The following is a 20,611-nucleotide window of genomic DNA, read 5'->3' as shown; positions in this document are numbered from 1 at the left end:
TTCAATTCCCAATTCTCCACCTGATTAAAATTCCACAGCGTAGCCTTGAATATCCTCTGGTTCAGCATCGAAAAGGGGACGACCTTCCTGAATGCGGATTTCGACTTCAGTTAAATTAGTAGCTTCAAACCCCTCGGCGATCATGGGGTCAAATTCCTCATCATTAGCCGCCAAGTCTAACACGTTGACAAATTGGCGTAAGAACTGGCGGGGAACTACTCCAACATCGCCTTTAAACCCAGCCGTCACTTTGGCAACCAGTCGTTCAATAAAATCAGGGGTGACTTTGGTAGTTAGGACTGTTTTATTTACAGTGGGATAAATTTCCCGCAATTTTAAGGCTACTTCTTTAAGCCGTTTAGCATCAAAAGGTTTGAGATCCAATTGGGGTTGGCGGGGGTTGGCAAAACCACCAGGAGCTAAAAATTGAATGCGATCGCTCAAAGGTTCCAAACCTCCTACACCACGTTTGGTATCATAAAATTCGGGTGTCCCTGTAAAAATCCATAGTAAGCCTTTGTAGCGGTCTGCCGCATCACAAATTTGACGAATTCCATTTAAGGACTTACCTCGGCTATCGTGACGCATTCGCAAAATTGTTTCTACTTCATCAATGACAATTACTAGTCCCTTATAGCCTGCGGCTTTGACAATCTCTAAAATCCCCTGTAGGTAATCGAGAGCATCCCGGCTGACAATATCTCCTTTAATTCCGGCAATTTTTTTGGCGCTGGCTGCTACATTTTCACTACCAGAGAGCCAAGAAAGTAAAGCACTAGCTTCCGCAATTTCACCTTTTTGTTTAAGTATAAAAATAGTCCGCAATACTCTAGCCATATCTTCTGGGGCTTTACCACCAGTTAAGGAGGCGAGTTCTTCTTCCATACGTTGCTGCACTAGAGTATCAAACTGATCACTGTTTTCGTCAGCACCCCCAGCAATTAGGGCATCTTCTACACGGGCAATCCAACGGTCAATAATGTCGCTTAAAGCACCTCTAGGACAGGAACTAGTTCCCAATTCTTGTACGACTTTACGATAAACATCATCAAATTTGTAAAAGTGTAAATCGTTGTCAGAAACCACTACAAAGCTAGTAGCAAAACCTTGGGCTTGGGCATCCAGAATTGCCAAACATGACATAAATGTTTTACCACAGCCATAGCCACCACGAAGAAATTTAAATACACCTTCCCCATCAGCTGCTAGTTTGAGTTGGCGATGGATTTCTGTACGTTGTTTGTCAATACCGACTGCAAAAGCTTCTAAACCTCTTTCTGGAACAACTCCAGAACGCAGGCGTTCAAAGATATGCTCAATATCTCGTTCACTGATTGCCATAGTTGATTTTTAATTTTAGTTTTGCTTGACGTAACGCTTACCGTTACTTGTCGTTTCAATCCTGACTGAGAAGGGAACTTTCTTCAAGTATTCCTCAAACTCCAAGGCAAAGCGCCTGGCTTTTCTGGCGTTACCGAGAATTTGAGTGAGTTCTATTTCAGTAATAGAGTTATGCTTTTGGAGATGAAGGAATACTTGGGCTACTGTTTTATCCTCAAAACTATCTTGCCAATCATTGCTGCTTGGTGTTTGTGTGGTAGGAATTTCGGTTTTTAGGGAACCAGAAACGTCAAAATATTCTTGGGGAATAGTCGCTTCTATATCTTCAATACCGTCAGGGTGAAAAATCTCAATACGGACTCGCTCATCACGTTGTCCTCTTAGGTCAAATAGCACTTCTACCCATTCATCTGTAACGGGAATTTGCAGTTGTTGGTTATTTATTCCTGCACCGATAACATCTTTAATTGTGATCTGGATATCCTGACGGTTAGGAACATGGAAAGCTAAATTAATTGTCTTGGCTTCGGCAAAATTTAGCACGCTTTGAGGTAAGGGGGCTGGCTTAACTCTTAAGCGAATTTTGTTATTATCTGCTTGGGCTTCAATTAAGTGTTTCACCATTCCCAAATGGGAATTATAACGGTGAGATACTGTGAGTACAGGAATGACGCGCTCTTGCAAGCTGTTACCACCGTGTACAAAGGTAGCGCCGGGATTACCTGTGGCAAATACAGATGTATCTTTACTAAAAATTAAGTATTTATTTTGCCCTTCATATTTTAGAGAACTCAGAGAAACTGTAACGCACCCTTGCTCAGAGCGCGGTTCTAAATCTATGATATGGCGGCGGTATGGGTCTTTTTTATTACCATATTTTATTTCTTGAGTGGTGTGATCTTGCAGTAAAAAACCGTGATCCGCAGTTAAGACAAATTCATTCACACCGATGTTTTTTAAGTGATTCCAGGCGGCTTTAATTTGCTGAAGCCAACTTTCAAAGGTGGCTAAACCCAGGTTAGCTTCCCCTGCATCGTCAATTTCTCGGCTGTGAATGACAATCAAACGGACATCAGCACAGCTTTTTTTCAGCTTAGATATTGTATTATTACGAACTTCAGTTAAGTTAAAGCTGGCAATGTCTTTGTTACCCTTACCATGATGAGAGATACTTTTATCTTTCATCGCCCTGACCCTTTCTTGGGGACTACGGACTGTATACTCACCTGTTTTAAAACCCTTAAAGCCATTATCACCAGCTAAGAGTAGCTTTCCTCCTTGGCTAACAGGGGCTAAGGCGTTCATTCCTACGGCGGTGATGCTGGGTAATTCTGCATACCTCGCTTTGAGGGAAACTATAGTACCAGATTCAGTGAATTCACTTAATAAGTCTGTAGCCATTTCGTAGCGGAAGGCATCAATTAAGAAGTAGGCAACTTTTTTATGATTGTTTTGGGTGAGAGGGTGGATAACTTGGTCGTAGAGAGTTCGCTGTTGGAGGTCGTCTTCTGGTAAAAAGCTGTCTTTTTGGCAGATGGCGGTGAAGTCTTGCGCTAAGGTATCTGCCCAAATTCGGTATTGGCGGCGGAGTTTTTCGGTGGCTTCGAGGAGTTGGGCAAAGTGGGGTAATTTAGACTCTAACAGGTTAAAACATTGCTGCTCAAAACGGCGATGCGCTCGATCCACTTGATAACCAGATTGGGTATAGTATTCTAGGGCTGCTCTTAAATTATCTAAGGTTTTGATGCGTCCTGAGTTTTGAATTTTATCGCCGAAAGTCGCAGCTGATTGGATGAGTGTCCATTCTATTTTATGAGTGCGATCGCGTTCTAACCAAAATGCAGGTGATTCTGTGCGCGGTTGTGACCAGCCTAAAACTTTGCTAAATTCCGCCGTTAATAGTGCTTGGACGGCTGCGGCTAAAATTGCGTTTTCTCCCCATTGGAAAGTCTTAATTTTGCTTAATTCTTCTGGGGTAAGTTTTTGTAGTTCTGGTTCTAGGTGAGACTCTACAATTACCGCTTTGGTGGCGTAGGTGTCGGGATGGCGCTGGCGAAGATATTCTATTAGTTGTTTACAGTTTTTCCGTAGGGGTGGAGAAAGTTGGTTGAGGGGTTGGAGTTGGGGAAGATGGGGTGAACGGTTGAGGTCTTGGACATATTCAACGCACATCAGCCACGCGGCGAAGGCTTCACCTAGTCTGGAAAAGGAGAGGGTTTCTTGGTTGCTGTAGAACTGTAAAAACGTCTCATCCATTCCTGTGTGACGGTAAATATGTTGGGTAAGGGTGTCGAGGCTGTGGGTATCTGGGAATTTAGCCCGTAACTTTTTAGCTTCATCTATGATGCTGTCTAAATCCAGCAAACCTTCCAAAATCCACTCAAGGCTGAAATTATCTAAATATTTAGCAAGGCTGTCTTGGGGTTGCGAGAGGGTATTTTCTAACCAAGTTTCGGCGGCGGTGAGGTCGGTAACGCTTTGAGAAAGGTAGTTTTCTAATTCTGTGGGAGTAACTTGACCTGTGGAGGCTTCGCGGATAAGGGTATCTAAAGCTTTGCGAAAACGATAACCAGCCCGGTAAAGTTCTAAAATTGGAGTTTTGCGGATGGTATCTTCTGTATGTCCGGGCAGATGAATTAGCAATGGTTCGGGGACGAGTCCATTACCATAAGATTCTAGGGCGAATAACATTTCTAGATAACTACCGCGAAAGGCGACGACTGGGGCAAAAAATTCACCTTGGCGATGGCGGGTTATCAGTTTATCAACATAACTGTTATAATGTGCGTCTTTATCTAGCCAAATGACTATACCTTGTTCCCGTAATTTCTGTTTTATTTCGTCTTCTAAATAGGTGGTAATGATGGACATGGGAATTGGGAAATACTTTTTAAGTGTTAAATATCAAAAGATATAGTTTCTCTAATACCAATTTAATGTGAAGTTGCACATATCTTGATCCCCCTAAATCCCCCTTAAAAAGGGGGACTTTGATAGATGTTTTTCCGGTTCCCCCTTTGTTAAGGGGGGCTAGCAGGGTGGTTTCATACAAAGAAAGAAAAAACCTTTTGGATTTTATTGGCTAAAGCACGTTGAGCTTGAGGGATAGTGCGAAAACCGAGTTTGCGGGCAAGAGTGATGAAAAAATTATGTAAGATTGCCCAGTTAACTGGTGCATTACCACCTCGTCGTAGTGGAAAGTCTTCCGAAAAGGTCACATCGCGAACCCAATGGAGTCGGTTTTCAATTCCCCAATGTTTCTGAGTGTCGGTTAGAGCATCTTCAGCCGACATGATCTGACTACAAATATAGAACTGACGCTCTTGAAATGATTGACCATCGCGAATACCAGAGCGTTCAACTTGGACAAAGGTTTTAAGTCCAGCCCATTGACTTTGTAATTTTTCTGGAGCTAAAAATACCTGACAACAACGCTTGACCGAGCGATCGTGAGTATCATCTTCTGTTGTAGTACTGCTCAAAGGTTCCTGTTTCTGTGACTGAGTTTGAGCCATTTTGTAGAGCGTCGGTTGATTTTCTTTTAATCCAATCATGTAGTCATTACCACCATTAACAATCAGTGATACTGTTTTTTTTGGCAATGCAAAGCATCAAGAGTGAACATCACTTGTTGACCACAAAATTCGGATATTAATTGCTGTGCGATCGCCATCTCACTAATTTTTTTGTTCGACATTGGTTGCATCCTGAGTACAATGCCTCGCTGATGACTATAAACTGATACTGTACTGATAAAGTTTTGGTAGGACTGACTGTAATCTGTTACTGTGCAGCGAATACCTTTACCATCAATTGCCAATCTTTCTCCTGGCATCGGTGGCACAAAAACTGATGCCCAATTATTGAATAAGTCGGTGAATGGCTGAAAATCTAATGTTTTCAGTACTCGTCGGAACGTTGAGTAGGATGGAAACTTGATTGTCTCATCTAGATTTAACAGTTCAATCAAGCTTTGTCTGTGTACTCTGGTAAAATCTTCCAATGGTCGGTAGCCCCAATACCCAGTCATTGCTCCCAATAAGATCAGCAATAATACCAACCAGAATTCATGTCTTCGTCCCCGAATGTGCCGATAGTCTGGGATTTGCTGCAATTGTTCGATGAGATTCATACTTTTTATCTATGAATTTTTCTCCACCCTCTACAAATCATTATTATTTTTCTTTCTTTGTATGAAACCACCCTGCTTTGTTAAGGGGGGCTAGGGGGGATCGAATTCTATGCAGCTTCATAAAAAATTGGTATAAAGCGTGGAGATATACTACTTCTAGGACATTGTATAATTTGTTATTTTGTCAATAAATTATATCAAAAAAAAGCAGATTAATCAGAATTACTAGGTATCATAACAAGGTAAAATATTATGAGGCTTAAATAATCATTTTCTCCATCAATCAAGAATGACTCGATTTATTCATGACCAATTTTCTAAAGACTATATTGAAGAGTTACTCAAAAATTATGGAGAAGTGCAAGCACCCAGTCGGGTGGCGGGTGAGGTTCGAGAAATCGATATTTTATTCTCTCCTTTTGCCGCACAAGCAGCTAATTTAGAAATCTTAGGCTTGTTGGGTAAGTTTGCAGTTACACCTGCTATCTTTGAGCCATTTCGTAACCCAGCTTCTAAAGATTAAATTTGTGATTGTCTATTGAAATTATTGGAAGTTAAGGGTACATTACAACGAGAAGCAAAGCGCAATAAATCGAATCTTTCAGAACAAGATATTCCGAAATTATGGATTTTGACACCGACAGCATCAACCCCATTATTATCAGGTTTTAATACTACTCTAGGGGTTGATTCTTTACCTGGGGTATATTATCTAGGAGAATATTTAAGAACAGCGATCGTTGTTATTCATCAGTTACCGCGTACTCAAGAAACTCTATGGTTAAGAATTCTAGGACGGGGAACGGTACAGAAACAGGCAATTGATGAATTGGCAGCACTACCAGGGAATCATCCTTTTCGGGAAGTGACGCTAGAATTACTATACAGCCTCCAGCAGAATTTAAGAATAAATCAAAATCCAGAAGCAGAAGATAGGGAGTTAATTATGCGATTAGCACCACTTTACCAGGAAGATAAAGCACGAGCTATAGAGGAAGGACTACAACGAGGATTACAACAAGGAGAACAACGGCTAGTCCTGCGTCAACTTAATCGCCGATTTGGTGAAATTGATTCGGCATTAATAGAGCGAATTCAAGGATTATCTGTTGAACAATTGGAGTCGTTAGCAGAGGCTCTGTTAGATTTTACAGCAATTGCTGATTTAGAAGCTTGGTTATCGGCTGGGAAATAAGGAATGGGGACGTGCAATTGGTCGCCGTAGTTAAAAAATACTACATTGGTTAGCGATCGCACAAATATAGGAATCCTATTTGATTTGTGAAAATTGCTATAGCTCCTATAACATTATCAATATTTTCAATCTTCTTCGTAGTCTGGGGCTGGGGGAATAGTCCAGTCTTCTTCTGGGTCTTGTTTTTTGCGTTTGCGATCGCGGCGTTTTTCTTCTTTTTCTGTCAATTCTGCTACAAGTTCGGGATTGTTATCGATAAATTCTTGTCGCAATGGGTCGGAGTCAATTTCATCTATGGTGAAGTCGGGGGCGATTTCGTCTTGTAGCCTGAGTTCCCATTCGTAGGCTTTGGCGGGGTGGTATTTCCAGAAGCAGCCGTGGGCGACTGCTAGGGATGGGTCTTGTTGACATTTTTCGTCTACCCGTTGGGGAAAGTATCGGGCGGCTAAGTGTGACCAGTCGTAGTCTTTTTTACCTTGGGCGTTGCTGAGTTCTGACCACCATTTTTTGGGTTGTGTCCATTGGGGTTCTAGTAATGGCCATAAGGCGGCGATGTTAATCATTACGCCATCATCTAAATCGAGGTGAAAACGGGCGTTGGCTTGGCGGGGTGTGTCTTTGGCGTTGGCGGGGGGTGGCCCTTGTTCGGCGCATTGTCTCACGTTGTCGATGAAGGTTTTGAGTTCGGTTTGCTGTTGTTGGAGTTTGTTGTAACGTTCTTCGGCTTTGGCTTGGGTTTTTTTATCGCCTTGGTTGCGGGACTCGATTAAGTCGTTGAGTTCGCCTTCGATTTGGCTGAGTTCGGGGATGAGGTAATCTGCTAATAGGGTTTGTAAGGTGTTTTCTGTCCAACGGTGAATGCTGATGTAGGCGACGAAGTTCTTTTTGGCGGATGAAAGGGGAAAGTATATCGGGCGATTTTCGTACATTCCTAAGTGAATATCTTTGAAAAATGATTGTCGCAGCCATTCACGCAAAGTTTTACCTTTGGCTACGGCTGTACTATAATCTTTCCAAGTTTGCTGGAGAATTTCGCAGGCGGGATGTTGTAAGCTGTCGTTGTCGTCGTAGGCGGAAAGATATAAAATGCCATGAGGTAAAACCCCCTCATCTCCTTTATCTCCCGTAATGATACCTGCGCCATTTTTATGGAAGCGACCGAGGGCGATACCAAGGGCGTAGGATATATAGTTTGTGGCTGGCGGTTGTTCGTAGGTTGGTTGATAGGGTGGTAAGGGTGTACCGGGTTCTCTGTCTACGGCGGTTTGCGCCCAGGTTTGGGTGTAGTTCCAGGCTGAGGGGGCGGGTTGTCGGAATTCTACTGATGTTTCGCGGGCGGCTTCGTGTTCGGTGAAGGCTTCTTCTAGTTTGGTGAATATTTCGTCTGCTGATTCTATGGGGAAGAGAGGGAGACGTTTTACATCTCCAACTAAAAAATTAACTGTAGGATTAAGTGATGCAATAATCTCCTGTGCTATTCGGCTGTTCATAAGACAAGCCGCATTAGCTATATTTTTTGGAAAAACTGATAAGCCAGCATTTCCAAATACACTTCTGAATCGGTAACTACGTGCAGTAAATTTACTACCAATAGAAGGAAAAGCAATACCGTGACAAAAATAAAAATTTTCATTCTGTGGTCTTGAGGCTTGCTTACCATCTCTCTCAAAGAGTTTAACCTCAAGTGCATTAATTTTCCCAAGTAAAATATCTGTAAGTGGTTCAAACCAAGCTTTACCTTCAGCACCTTTAATATAAGGAACCCATTTATTTATAGGTAAGACAAAAAGAGGCTCATGAACGGGAATAATGAATAATTCATCAATATTTATTTCCCAATGTTGACGTAAAAAGCGAGTATTGTTAGCTGTTTGCAATCCTACTCTAACATCAGTTTCATCACCTAGTTTTGGTGTTTCAGCATAGTGTCTGAGAAAATCATCATCCCACCAATAAATGAGAGGCTTTTCTTTGATAAGATTAAAGCGATCGCTCCAAAATTCATACCGCCAGACTTGGGACAAAAGAGCCGCTTGTTTCCGTTTTGTTCGCTTTCTGTCATAAACATTTTCATCTAACGGAGTTGACTGCATTGCTATACTGGTTTCTCCGCTTGGTGATGATTTTATAAATATACTCATCATGACAGCAAGAACTTCGGAGTTTTGCACATCTTCAAAAGCAGCTGTATTTAAGTCCCCTATCATTCGTAAATCATAATTATCAAGTAACCATTCTCTAAGTTTGCTAAATTGTTGAATAAACATCCAATTTCGCATTACTACTAACGCAGAAAAACCACCATTATTTGCTAGCTGTAAACTCCGTTCTAAGAATGCTGCATATAAATTTTCTTTTCCCTTAGAGTATTCCTTCGCCACATATTTAGCATCCACCATCTTACTCGTCCCTTGATAGGGTGGATTACCAATTACTAAATGATAAAAATTTTCTTGCACAATGCGAATAAACCGCACACCCGCCGCTAATTGTTCACCCCGCAAGCGCAAACCCAAATCATCGCCACTGGTGCAACGGTTTAAAAAACTTTCTAATTTTTCTAGTAAAGATTTCTTCGCTTCCACAGAATCAAAAGCGGGTTTTTCTGCTACCCCACTTTGAAAAATATCTAACTGCAAAGGAATAGAAATTTCTTGTTCATACTGATTAATCGCCTGATCAACTTCCGCGTCAACCTTTAACAAACTACCCAAATAGTCTGCACCTTTCAACGCTTCCACAATTTTATCAGTCAACTGCTCAGGAATCCCCGTTGCTAATTTTACCTCTTCGCGCAGTTCCACCCGTGCGGGGTCATCTTCCGCCAGTGCAGACAATTGCAAATTTGACGCTACCAAATTTAACCGCTTAACTTCCACCTGCTTTGACAGCAACCGCGCTTTTAATACCAACGCCGCCGCCGCAATTTGTACCGCCCTGGCATCAATATCAATACCATATAAATTATTCTCTAAAATTGATTCAACAATTTCTCTATCACTCCAACTTTCCCCCCGATGCTGGGCTTCTTCTTGGTAAAGCGCAAATAATAACCCAAAAGCTATCACTAAAAAATGCCCAGAACCACAAGCAGGGTCAAGTATTCTCACCTCGCGGATGCTGTTAGCTGCATGAGTTACAGCCGCATCAGTTAAAGGTTGAGAAACCCAATATTTCCACCGTTCCTCTGCTGGTGTTTCTATCGTCATCAGCGCATCTAACGCTACTTCCCCCCGTTCCCGTTTTTCCCGCCACTCCTCGCGCCTTGCTTCTAAACGTTGCAATGTTCCATCTGCTTCTACTGCGGGTGTCCATCCTTGGTGTTGACAAATTGCGAGCCAAATTTGCCCTAAACTGTTGTGTAACAACCATTCCACCATGTAGCGTTCGGTGAACATTTGGGTTTTGCTGGCGATTTCGTGGGGTTCAACTTTTCCGCCACCGTTGAGTTTTGCGTCTAATGCTTCCCGTTCTGGGTCATTCCAATATTGGTAAACCCAGCCCAATGTAGTATCATCCAACCAAGCATCTTTTAAGCCTGGGTTGTCTAAAGCTTCAATGATTGCACGTAAGGTACTAGCAGGAATGGGGAATAAAGCTGTAACTCCCACATTGCCAAATAACCCTGGTAAATCTTGGGCGAGTTCGTCAAATAGGAGTTTTAACAGTGTTCCGTAACCCTCAGTTTCATCTTTGAGTAATTCCGGCGCAAAATCCCGAAATTCCCGATAAGCTGGACTTTGCCAACCTCCAGTAACTACCGCCGGTTTAATTAGTCCTTGGGCTTCCATTTGTTTGATGACTATCAGCCGATTGAGTAATGTGGCGGCGGCTAATTTGACGGCTGTGTGTAAATAGCGTTCTTGGCGTTGTTTTTCTGTCTCTTTGTTCCCCTTAGCCTCGCTACGGGCTTGTTCTTTCAGCCATTCTTCTAAACGCTTCCGCTTTTGGTGTTCTTCTTCTGGAAGTCCCGCCTGTGTCGCAGAGATAGACAGGCGATAGGCGCTGTCTACGGCGTTGTGTAAATCGGTGAGTAGGCGTTCTCGCAGTGTGCGGATGGTGTTTGATAGCTGGGTTTTGGCTTCTGGGGTGAGGTGCATGATATGGGGAATGGGGAATTGGGAATTGGGAATTGGGAAACCTCTCTCCAAACCTCTTCTCTGTAAGGCTACAGTGTACACACAAGTTATCGAATCATTACTAGTCCTCGAATTACCCCACCCTAACCCTCCCCTTGGAAAGGGGAGGGAACTCGATTTTCCGGTTTCCCCCCAATAAAGGGGGTAAAACCCGGATCTCAAAGTAACTCCGATTTGTGTGTACGCGGTAGCCTTGACAAGGGGAGGGAACTCGATTTTCCGGTTTCCCCCCAATAAAGGGGGGATTAAGGGGGGTAAAAACCGGTGTGTGTACACCGTAGCCTCCAAGGAGAGAGGCTTTGATTCTTGCTCCCCAACGCTAGTAGGGAAGGGGTTGGGGGTTAGGTTTTGGCGGTTAAATTAGGCGAATACGGGTATTATTTTTCAGTTTTGTTAATAAACGCTCTCGGAGATGATTTAGCAATGCTTCTACCTCTTCTGGGGTGCTGACTTCCCGACCACTGAGTTCTAAGTTTAGCTGGATTACTTGCTGCTCAGTAACTTTAGATAATAAATCGTCTAGATTAGTATTGGCTGTATCTTCGGCTTTTTGAATTTGAATAACGGCGGAGTCTCGCAGTTGCACTAAGGTGGGGTAGAGAACATCTTTAGTTGTATCAAAGGCTGCTTGTTGCAGTGGGCGAAATACATATTCTGACTGTTTTTCGTTGAGTCTATTAAAACTGGGACGCTGTTTAATGCGATCGCGGATTTCTTCGGTTTGCCGTTCTTGGCGTTCGATGAGTTGCAAGCGCACAGCTTTATAATGTTGCTCGATCGCTTGCAAGGATGGCTCTAAACTGTTAATCTCTCGCCAAGGGCGATCGCTTTGGAGTTGTGTTTCTAAGGCTGCGATCGCACCACTAATATCTGCTAAACTTTCTATGTCTCGGAGTTGCTTGACTTGGTGTTCTTGGATCTCAACTGCTCTAGTAACTGCTGCTACCACCGTATCAGTTAAATCTGTTTCCACGATACCAAGTTGCTGAATCCCATCCCGCAGCGCATCTAGATATTTCTTAACTGCAATGACTGTGTTTTCGACTTGGCGGGAGGTGGTACATTTTTCTAAGGCTTCCCGTAACTTCTGTAATACTACTGGTAAGTCTGGGCGTGATGGTAGTTTATTGTACCGCTTTTCGATGTCTTGTAACCGCTTTACCAAACCGGGGAATTGTTGAAAAGAAGCATCTGCGATCGCATCATTTTCACGGTCTAAATCGACATCAAGGGAGTCTTTAAAGAATTTGCAGATAGCAATGCGATCGCGGGGGGTAATACTGGTTTCGTTGGGTGGGAGAATATCCGCACGTTTGATTTCCCGGTCTTTTTCAAAGATATCTCTAGCACCAGGGTCACGCACTGAGGTAATTTCTGGCCCAGCTTGGGGACGAATTCTCACCTTACCCCCACGCAGCAAACCCACTAGACAAGCTTTCACCACATCAGCTGGGTAGCCATAGGGAGGGCCACCAAAGTAGTTGAGTAAAATATTACCACCCACCCCGTTTTGGTCTTGGATGTGTTGGGCGATGCGGGTGGGAACTTCGCCGCTACAGGTGGGCGAATATTTACCCGCATCTAGTTCGAGAATACCCAAACCTGTTTTCATAAATTTATGGGAAGGGCCAGATAGATTGAGTTCTAAGAGTTGTTTCAACTCCTCCGGTGTTACCGCCACATCAATATAATGGCTGTATAGTTCAGGGAGAATGCTTTCACCTACCCGTTCTAAAATAGTGTTGAAAGTTGTACCGTACTGGGGTTTATCGATTTGTCGCCCCCGGAAGAAAATTTGACCTTCAGTGAAAACTTGGGCGATCGCATTTTGTACATCTTTTTCTAAGCTGTCACAGCGTCCTTGTTCTTCAAACCACAAACGCTGTTTATCTTTAGATATCGTCTGGTGACGACCTTCGTATTTCTGAATAATATGCCGTGATTTCGCCAATTCTTTCACTAAGCTAGCTAAATCACCTGCTGTTCCTACTAGCCAAATTAGGCGATTCTGCAAATTAGGGCTACTACTTAAAGGTATCCATGTATTGGGGTTGCGGTCTTCGTTATTGGTCAAATAGCGAAAATCCACTGTCATTACTGCTACATCATTAGTAGACTGTAAACGTTCGTCTTGGCGTTGTCTACCATCACTATAAAAAGCTGCCCAATAAAAGTTTTTATTCTTATATTGTGGACGTGTAACACTACCTAAAAGACTTTTCAACTTTTCAGCAACAATAATACTAATAGCATCAGAAATTACACTATATTGCTCCCGTTCTCGTTGCCATTCTTGCCCAGCCGAACTTTGAATTTTATAGCCGAGTTTATCAGAATAAGAAAGCAATCCTAACCCCCGTAATTTTTCTAATGCTAAAGTCACAGCCGGTTCTGGATTACCCATACCTAACTCAGAATAAAGGCACTGACTAACTAAATTAGCGGTGGTGGGTTCCTGTTCTTGAATTAACTCTAAAAGTGCCACAACTTTAGCTACTTTTACCGCCATTTCATCATTAATTACTTGTTCATCGCTGAATAATCGTGCCAAAGTATTTTGTACATCAGCATCTAAAGCTGATTGTTGCACTTCATAGATATTCTCCAAAGTCACCAATGCACCTATAGGCTTATCTCCTAATTTCTGTTCTCGAAACAATTCCCCCAACAGTTGCAATAGTCCGCGAATAGCATAGTCGTCACCCTTAGCGCGGCTGGAACGAGTGCGGAGGTTAGAGGTAATCTGCATTAGCAAATCGACATAACCGGGAAGCATAGGATAAACTTCCAAAAAATCTTCCTCAGTCATGGAATCACATTTATAACCGTAGAGTTTCAAATCGCTACGGTGTTGCTGAAATAAAGCTCTTATTTCTGGTTCCTTGTTAGGGGCTTTTTTTAGTAAGCGTTTGTGAACTACATCCCGAATATTAGTAGGTGCAAGGTGAACCCGCAACTTTGGCGGAAAGCGGTCTTTAAGTTTACCAATATTACTTTCGTCGTCGGAATCTTCTAACTTTTGTTGACCAGTAGCCAGCAACCACACCCGCCCTTTCAGTTTTTGTCCCAATGCAGACACAAAGGATTGCAATTTCAGCATCCGGTTAGTGTTTTGGTAGATATATTGGCTAACTTCATCTACCACCACAAACAAGTTTTTATTAGGCGCACGAAACTTCAGCATATTAATAATTGCTGTGGTTGTTTCGTCTACAGATGTCCCAATTCCTGTTTGAGCGCCAGCACGACTATCAAGCCAACTCATGGGTTCAATGTAGCGATTGGGGTTCATAGCGTGCATCACCTCAGAAAAGGCTTCTTCTGCTAATTGGTCATGTTTTGCTGTTAGCCAAGGTTCGCCTAAAGTCTGTTCTGCACAACTGAGAAATTCATCCCATTTGCGGTCTAATTCTAATTTCAGTTCGTGGTCAGCAACATAATGACTGATGGTACAATAGCCCAAACGTGATTGAATTTCGCGTTTAACTGCTGAGTGAATATCCTCATCATCTCGTGCTACTGCCCCAATATCAAAAACTACAGCAATAGGGTCAAGTTGATTGCGTAATTCATGCCACGCATCACGGAACTCTTGACTTTTAGGGGAATCATCCCGTTCTAAGAGGGTATCTGCTAAAGTGTGGCCATTAGGCAATACAATACCATCTAAAGCCAGACCTAAAAGTTTAGCAAAACTAGATTTACCAGAACCGTAAAAACCTGATATCCATGAAGCTGGTAACTCTACACCACCCCGTTTTTGTAATTCTTCTGCTATGCCTTTAAGGAGTTTAACAAATTGCTCATGAATCCCCGACTGTACACGCTTATGGCGGGGGTCATTTTCAGGATAACCACCTGTAATAATGTATTCCGAAACTTCTTCTAAAACTTTAGCCGGGTCTTGCTCATGAAAATAGACAACTGGCGCAATATTACGAGCAACGTCAGCAGCAAAGATATCCTTAATTGTCATGCCAAATTTCCTCTAACAGTTGCAGTAATTAATCATGAGTAAATCCTCGGTCGATAGTCCCGGTCTGATGGGAGTTCTCCCATAAAAGACAGGGCATTTAAATCCCGTCGCTCCCCCGGATACAGGAGAACTACAGGTAGGTTTTTGGTTTTGCCGTCGATGTGCTTCAGTAGCGCCGATGAACGAAAAAAAGGATACAGAGAACCGGCACGTCCCAAAAAAATTAAAGTGCGGTCAGCTTGGTCTGGATATTGATTTGTAAACTCATTAATGAGTGTAATCACATCCTGAGCAATACCGTCAGTTCCTTCGATATCTAGTGCTATTTTATCCCTTAAATGATTAAGTGCGCGGTCTGGATCTTTCTTATACAAACGCCCTTCAGTACGAATCAGACTATCTAAAATCCTTGGTTCTTCTCGCTTGAGCCTGTCTAACAATAAGCAATGAAGGGAAATTAACAGCACATTCCAACCCTGGCTTTTGAGGTCATCTGTTAACCGCCGGATGCGATCGCGCAGTTTAAATTCTTGGCGGGGGTCGTAGTGTAAAATAGCAAAGCGGTAATTCCGCATGGTACTTATCTTGGGGCCTGTGGCATCAAGAAGATCATTTTTGAGTGATGCGATCGCATTATCCAAGGAAGCATTTTCAAATATATTACCCGTCATGCTCTGACTCCCATTTCAACCCCAAAAATTCCTTTGTCCAAGCCTTTAAATCAGCATATTGCCAACCAAAATCGTAAAGTTCACCCATCCGGTTAAAGGAAATTCCTGGCAAGTTACGTAAACGCTGTTCTAAGAAACTTTCATTGAAACCAACAGAGTGGAAGTAAGGGTTATTAATCAGAGTGCCTGTAAAAGAAAGATGATGTAAAAAATAAAGCCAATATGCTAGAGCTTCATCTGTAACTTTGGGGTATTTCAGTTGACGCTTCCCGGAATTTTCCGAACATAGTCCTGCATCGGCACTGGCTGCAATTAAACCAGTTGCCATTCTTAAAGTTGTTGCAGCTGACCATTCACTCTCAAGTTGCTGAGTCACCCATCGCGCTACTATATCCCTATCAATGCTGGGGTTTAGCTGCTGACGACGCTGTTCTAAAAATACACCAGTAAAATTGCGATACATCGGGTCAGTCAGCTGCAAATGCCAATGGCAGATATTTTGGCGAGTGGTGGGGTTACTAGGTTGCCATTGTCTCAAAATATCTAAGGTAATGGGATAAGCTGCAAAGCGGTGGCTGAATTCCACCAACAAACTGCGAACCCTAGCCATGCTTTTACTACCAAACCAACGTTCCTCAAAAGCTACCACTGCCAACTTATCCTTCGGTATATCTATTCTGAAGTGTTCCCAATAAGCTCGACTTTCTTCCAAAGCTAAGGATGTCCGCAGCAAACGAGTATGGAATTGATGGGACTCTTTGTCGTGCAACATAGATTTAGCCAATTCTTGGTTAGCAACTGGGGAGTAAGTTATTTTTCTAGCTACAGGATTTAGTGCTTTTGCAACCGATAAAATGGCAAAGTATAACTATCAGTCAAAGGTAACAGAGCCGCAGCTAGTTTTTTGGCTTGCTCTTCCAACGCTTCGAGCATTTCCCCAACTATTTCCCGTCCATTCGGGACTACTGTAAAATCTACTGTTTGATTAGGAAGCCGAATCGCTTCCTCAAACTCTGCTTTAGAAAATGGTTTGGTGATATCCAATGGTAAGTAACGCAAGGCTTCTAAAGGTTGTTTATCACCCCGTTTGTGAACAGCTAAACGTTCTGCCAACTGTTCATCTATAGTAAACCCCCAGAAAAAAAGCGATCGCACTGCATCTGGTTCAGCCATTTCTTGACGCTTGCGCTTATCTACTTGAATTGCTGCTAAACGCACCGCCTCTAAAGATGACCATTGATGCGTCTTGGGAAAAAGCCGCCCAAATAAATCACCACCACCGTATTCATCAATTAAATCAGTGCGCCACCAGTCTAAACGCTTAGGCTCACAAATTCCTTCACCAGCCCAGGCAACCATGATTTGCAGTGCCAGGACTTGATCTAGTGTATCTTTGGTAACTGTAACAGTAGGCATGGAGCGATCGTTAATTTGGGTATGTCACCCCAAAATTTTATGCTATATGTTAATAAAAAATTAATTTTGCAACACTCATGAAAACACTACTGAGAAAATCTGCGTTACTCCTTGCTCTACCAATCACTGTATTAACTAATTTTTCCCTACCTGCTTCTGCTGATTCTACTGCTGATATCATCCTGAGTACGAAATGCCAAGGTGGTTACAACATCAATATTTGGCAGAATCATACTTCCGGTGAACTGCTCTATCGTGCGACTAACCCCAACGGTCATTTAAGTTTAGGCAAGGGAACTAAGCAAGTGACAGAAGGTGTTCGAGTGTATAAATTTCGGAATAGAAATTATCAATATTGGGTGTGGGATGGCACGTTGGATAACCCGCAGTCTGGAACTTTAGAGGTGTATAAAAACAACCGTATCTTGATGCGGCAAACTTGCACGAAAAGTTGAATCATTAAGGACTTGTGGTTTCAAACCTAAGACTGGGGCAGAGCCATCAAACACCGTTGCGATCGCCACCCGATCGCAACGGTGTTTGGCGTTATGCGATCGCTTGCCAAGACTTGGATCTAGTTAACGGTGTTTTCCATACCGAAACTGGCATTAGCACTTATAACTCTTTGGGGAGTAAGGTAGTTTCATCTTCAGGGCGATCGCCATCTATGGATTGGGCTTTAGTTGTATACGGTTTGATAATTAGACTGACACCAATTGTCCAACCTAATGCAACCATCCAACCTGCGAGAATGTCACTCGGAAAATGAACTCCCAGATAGAGACGACACCAGGCCATAGCGATGATATATAAGCTGCCGAATATGAGAACCAACCAGCGCCAGGAGCTAGCCCAAGTTAAGAATAGCAAAATTGCTACCAGAGTTATACTAGTCATGGCATGAGCGCTGGGAAATGCAAAACTAGACTCAGGTGCAATAGACTGCCATAATTCTGGACGCACTCGATGCATTAATTGCTTTGCTGTGCGGTTGATGATGATGCTGCCCACGGAAGCGGTGAGTAAATAAGCTAGCGATCGCCAGCGTTTTTGAAGTAGTAAAATTAGAGCGATCGCACCCAAAATTACCATCGCCGTCCAAGGCAACCCAATCGTAGCTAAGGTGACAGCTAAAATATCGAACTGGGGGTTTGTTGTAGAATGAACTGCTAATAGAATTGGCACATCCCACGGAAAGCCCGCTTGATTCTCCCATATATTCACTGTCAGGATTTCAAAAACCTGCAAAGGTAAATAGACTCCTATCAAAAGGAGTAAGAGCGATCGCCAATGAGCAATCAACAGGTTTTTGAGAAAATCAAGCGGCGACTGACTCTCTTGATTGATTTGTTTCCCTTTTTCCATATCTAAATTAAAAAAACCGAGCGACGACTTCACCGATCGAAAATTACTGGCATCTTGAGATGTTTCACAAAAGTATTTATTTAACGAATTATAACAATACTATCTTTGGCAACTTGAAATCAGCGATACACTGAGGAAAATTCCTTGAGGAAACGTTGATGGCACGGTCAAACGGGGTTACAAGTGAAACGTCTGTAGAGGAATTGCCTACAGTTTCAGACGAAGATGCGATCGCAATTGAAAATCCGCCTGAGCCAGTGGAGGATGCCCAGGATATTGATGACATATTGAACTCACTAAAAACCTTACTGAGTTCTCTAGAAAAGCTCCAAAAAGTCCGTCAGGAAGTGGGCGATATCAAACCATTGATTGGGCGGATGCTTGATGGAGAACTAGTTGCTGGTGAAGAACTTGAGCAACTCAAGGCAGGTGTGAGCAGTCTTTCTCGCCTTGTTCGTGCTTATAATGACCATCAAGTAGCGTTGGCGAAAGCACAACCTGCTAGAAACTTGCTAGATCAAGTCCTGAAAGAACGTAAAGCTAATTGAGTTGGAATTGGGGATTGGACAATTCAATTTTGGATTTTGGATTGAGGATTTTGGATTAAATTTCAATCTAAAATCCAAAATCTAAAATTTAAAATTCTTGCTCCCCTGCTCCCTAGTCCCCAATTTAAAAAGCGATCGCCTCTTCATCCCCTTCCAGTCTGTCAACAATAGCAAGGTACAGCTTAAAGCAAGTATGGTATTATACCGTACTTACTATTGAATAATTGGCTAATAACCTAAAATAGGTTATGATAATGAAAGCCTAGTATTACTTGCAAGGTAGGTATCGTGATGAAGACTAATAGAGAGAATCTACCCTTAGACCAGATTCTCTTAGAGGATAGCTTACAACTTCTGAGTAATCTGCCAGATGAATGTGTTGACTTAGTTATATCCTCTCCACCTTATAATCTAGGCAAAGAATACGAATCAAGACAGGCTCTTGAGATTTATTTGGCAGAACAAACATCTGTGCTACTTGAATGTAGCCGGATTCTCAAAAATACAGGTTCGCTGTTTTGGCAAGTTGGTGCTTTTTCTGACCGAGGAATGCTGATTCCTCTGGATATTCGCTTTTTTCCGATTTTAGAGTCATGCAGATTAATTCCTCGCAACCGAATTATATGGGCTAGGCAACATGGTCTTCATGCCCAAAAAAAGTTTTCTTGTAGACATGAAACTATTCTTTGGTTTACTAAATCAGATAACTATAAATTTAATCTAGATTCTATTAGAGTTCCCCAAAAGTATCAAAATAAGAAACATTATCGGGGAAATAGAAAGGGAGAACTTTCATGCAATCCAGAAGGTAAAAATCCTGGTGATATTTGGCTATTTCGGAATGTTAAACACAACCATGAAGAACAAACTATACATCCCTGCCAATTTCCAGAAGACTTGGTAGCTAGAATTATCTTAGCTACAACTAATAAAAATGATATTGTTTTAGATCCATTTATGGGATCTGGTACTACAGCAGTGGTTGCAAGAGATAGCGAACGCCATTTTATCGGGTCAGAAATTGAGCCAAAATATCATCAAGTCGCGTTGCGTCGTCTCAGTGGCAATCCAGATATAAATGGTTCTTTTCCAAATTTAAAAACATTGCGCGATTATGTTGAAAAAACGGGTCAATCTATTGATAAATTTAAGTTTGATGTGCAAGTAGGAAATAAAGCTTCAGAACGCAGCAAAGCAAAAATTTATCCAGAAGAGTATCACTTGCAAGAAATGGAAGACAGATTAATCTATGAAGAATCTGCTTTTGCCGCTAATCTAAGAGGTGAAGAAATTCCAGTAGATCCAAAGCTTAATGGTAATGGGAAAAAGACATCTTTGGAAAATCAAATAGTAAAACCAGTAGAAGAAGTTGAACAAATTGAATTGAGATTATGGACTTAATAGATTAATTATTACAATAAGTTAAGTAGACAACGACTACGGGCTGAACGTCCAGTAATGATTTGGCATTGGCGACTAACTCTAATATTCACAGTTCTAGAATATCTTTTAGATGAATACTCAGTCCAGATGATAGGCACTATTGTATTCTGTTGTTCAAATAATCCAACCAGTCTGATTGGTATATCAAAAACTTGGTATTTAGTCAAAGCTGTTAACTGATTAACAGCTTGCTCGTAATAAAGAGTGCTGTTGGAAGCAGGAAACATCAGAGCCTTTGTCACCAGAATTACCAGATTAGTTGGGTATCCAACAAATTCAGTTTTAGCTTTGAAGAACAATTCTGAACGCAAAGTGTTATTGAGTAGGAAGGGATAATTAGAAAACTGAATTTCAATGATAATGCCAGCTTTGGCAAAATCAACCT

General features: G+C 42.2%; 12 protein-coding genes and 2 pseudogenes. 4 read left to right on the top strand and 10 right to left on the bottom strand.

The annotated features are described in order from the left end of the window. Positions 1–24 precede the first annotated feature (24 nt). The 3 genes and pseudogenes from brxD to HWQ37_RS34590 form a co-directional block, all read right to left on the bottom strand. The gene (gene brxD / locus HWQ37_RS07990; RefSeq protein WP_292745631.1) at positions 25–1,341 is read right to left on the bottom strand and encodes a BREX system ATP-binding protein BrxD; all 1,317 of its coding nucleotides are present in this window, start codon (positions 1,339–1,341) and stop codon (positions 25–27) included. 15 nt (positions 1,342–1,356) lie between these two features. After that, a complete protein-coding gene (pglZ, locus tag HWQ37_RS07985; RefSeq protein WP_292745629.1) occupies positions 1,357–4,212 on the bottom strand; it encodes a BREX-6 system phosphatase PglZ in 2,856 nt (951 codons plus the stop codon). A 173-nt stretch (positions 4,213–4,385) separates the two neighbouring features. Then, a pseudogene (locus HWQ37_RS34590) lies at positions 4,386–5,473 on the bottom strand (ISAs1 family transposase). 289 nt (positions 5,474–5,762) lie between these two features. On the opposite strand from HWQ37_RS34590, the pseudogene HWQ37_RS07970 reads away from it, so the two are divergent. Further along, positions 5,763–6,668 (top strand): annotated as a pseudogene (locus HWQ37_RS07970) (DUF4351 domain-containing protein). A gap of 125 nt (positions 6,669–6,793) precedes the next feature. Here HWQ37_RS07970 and pglX read toward each other — a convergent pair. The 5 genes from pglX to brxE form a co-directional block, all read right to left on the bottom strand. Beyond that, positions 6,794–10,768, bottom strand: coding sequence for a BREX-6 system adenine-specific DNA-methyltransferase PglX (gene pglX / locus HWQ37_RS07965; RefSeq protein ID WP_292745623.1), 3,975 nt, complete (start codon positions 10,766–10,768; stop codon positions 6,794–6,796). 394 nt (positions 10,769–11,162) lie between these two features. Next, positions 11,163–14,783, bottom strand: coding sequence for a BREX system P-loop protein BrxC (gene brxC / locus HWQ37_RS07960; protein ID WP_292745621.1), 3,621 nt, complete (start codon positions 14,781–14,783; stop codon positions 11,163–11,165). A gap of 32 nt (positions 14,784–14,815) precedes the next feature. Beyond that, positions 14,816–15,454: a BREX protein BrxB domain-containing protein gene (locus HWQ37_RS07955; RefSeq protein ID WP_292745619.1), complete on the bottom strand. Its 639-nt coding sequence runs from the start codon at positions 15,452–15,454 to the stop codon at positions 14,816–14,818. Next, positions 15,444–16,226, bottom strand: a complete 783-nt coding sequence (locus tag HWQ37_RS07950) for a BrxA family protein (protein ID WP_292745617.1) — start codon at positions 16,224–16,226, stop codon at positions 15,444–15,446. The genes HWQ37_RS07955 and HWQ37_RS07950 overlap by 11 nt, the downstream gene beginning before the upstream one ends. Positions 16,227–16,285: 59 nt before the next feature. Further along, the gene (gene brxE, locus HWQ37_RS07945) at positions 16,286–16,870 is read right to left on the bottom strand and encodes a BREX-6 system BrxE protein (protein WP_292745615.1); all 585 of its coding nucleotides are present in this window, start codon (positions 16,868–16,870) and stop codon (positions 16,286–16,288) included. Positions 16,871–16,947: 77 nt separating this feature from the next. Here brxE and HWQ37_RS07940 point away from each other — a divergent pair, with 77 nt between their 5' ends. Continuing rightward, positions 16,948–17,325: a hypothetical protein gene (locus HWQ37_RS07940; protein WP_292745613.1), complete on the top strand. Its 378-nt coding sequence runs from the start codon at positions 16,948–16,950 to the stop codon at positions 17,323–17,325. Between the two features lie 160 nt (positions 17,326–17,485). Here the strand turns inward: HWQ37_RS07940 and HWQ37_RS07935 are convergent, their stop codons facing one another. Continuing rightward, entirely contained in the window at positions 17,486–18,235 is a 750-nt protein-coding gene (locus HWQ37_RS07935) for a phosphatase PAP2 family protein (protein WP_292745611.1), read from the bottom strand. 158 nt (positions 18,236–18,393) lie between these two features. Here HWQ37_RS07935 and HWQ37_RS07930 point away from each other — a divergent pair, with 158 nt between their 5' ends. Beyond that, on the top strand, positions 18,394–18,783 hold the full coding sequence (locus HWQ37_RS07930; RefSeq protein ID WP_292745609.1) for a hypothetical protein: 390 nt from the start codon (positions 18,394–18,396) through the stop codon (positions 18,781–18,783). A 291-nt stretch (positions 18,784–19,074) separates the two neighbouring features. Continuing rightward, on the top strand, positions 19,075–20,184 hold the full coding sequence (locus HWQ37_RS07925; protein ID WP_292745607.1) for a DNA-methyltransferase: 1,110 nt from the start codon (positions 19,075–19,077) through the stop codon (positions 20,182–20,184). An 11-nt stretch (positions 20,185–20,195) separates the two neighbouring features. Here HWQ37_RS07925 and HWQ37_RS07920 read toward each other — a convergent pair. Next, positions 20,196–20,611, bottom strand: a 416-nt coding sequence (locus tag HWQ37_RS07920; RefSeq protein WP_292745605.1) for a BglII/BstYI family type II restriction endonuclease, incomplete at its 5' end; no start/stop codon positions are given.

Source organism: Nostoc sp. NMS4, from assembly GCF_017115095.1.
Lineage (GTDB): Bacteria > Cyanobacteriota > Cyanobacteriia > Cyanobacteriales > Nostocaceae > Nostoc.
The sequence above is the reverse complement of the archived record's forward strand: the minus strand, read 5'-3'. Positions and strand labels throughout refer to the sequence as shown.